This is a genomic window from Xanthovirga aplysinae, assembly GCF_009711365.1.
Taxonomy (GTDB): domain Bacteria; phylum Bacteroidota; class Bacteroidia; order Cytophagales; family Cyclobacteriaceae; genus Xanthovirga; species Xanthovirga aplysinae.
In genome coordinates this window covers 1-643 of record NZ_SMMB01000194.1, presented here as the reverse complement: position 1 = coordinate 643, position 643 = coordinate 1, and the positions used below count along the sequence as shown (strand labels likewise).

The following is a 643-nucleotide window of genomic DNA, read 5'->3' as shown; positions in this document are numbered from 1 at the left end:
GCCGGGCCGTTATAGCCAATTCAAAAAATGAATAATCCGAGTCAACTAAAAATTGATTCCTTAAAGGGGGAATGGTGTGATAAAGATTTGGTTTTATTACATGCTTGTTTTCAGCTTCTGGCAGATTGTATTGAAAAAGAGAATCTATTAAATGGTCATGTAGATTGGACTCAAAACGAAGAAACCATATTAGCAAAAAAAGAAATAGAGGATTTGTACAAATGGTGGAAAGAAAGAGTAAAAAAAGAATTAGATGCAGAAATTGATCCTATTTGGACTGAAAATCAATATGAGGAGGACAACGCAAGACTTATTAGATTGATTAAGGTAAGAAAATATTTATGGACTTAAAGTGATAAAGTATGAATGAAAAAATAACATCTAACATTATTAACGGGATGTCAGTAATAAGCATGATTGCAGGAATTTTTGGCATGTTATTTTGCTTCCCTTTTTTATGGTCTCCAAGAATAGAGGATTTAGTGGGAGCAGGATTCCCTTTTGTGGGAGGAGCATTACTTTTTGGATCAGGACTGATTACCCTTGGATTATTTAATAGAAAAACAAAATAAAAAGGCTATAACATAATGTATACTTCATTGGCACCCTCCGGGATGCCAACAAAGCATACATCGGCCGTTAT

At 33.9% G+C, this 643-nt stretch carries 2 protein-coding genes; both read left to right on the top strand.

The window, feature by feature from the left end; genetic code table 11:
- Positions 1-27: 27 nt before the first annotated feature.
- Positions 28-351: a hypothetical protein gene (locus tag E1171_RS00380; protein WP_155203010.1), complete on the top strand. Its 324-nt coding sequence runs from the start codon at positions 28-30 to the stop codon at positions 349-351.
- An 11-nt stretch (positions 352-362) separates the two neighbouring features.
- Positions 363-572, top strand: a complete 210-nt coding sequence (locus E1171_RS00375; protein ID WP_155203008.1) for a hypothetical protein — start codon at positions 363-365, stop codon at positions 570-572.
- Positions 573-643 lie beyond the last annotated feature (71 nt).

What these genes read in the sequence shown, in the direction of transcription:
- E1171_RS00380 (WP_155203010.1), top strand. Translation starts at nt 28, where the DNA reads ATGAATAATCCGAGTCAACTAAAAATTGATTCCTTAAAGGGGGAATGG.
- E1171_RS00375 (WP_155203008.1), top strand. Translation starts at nt 363, where the DNA reads ATGAATGAAAAAATAACATCTAACATTATTAACGGGATGTCAGTAATA.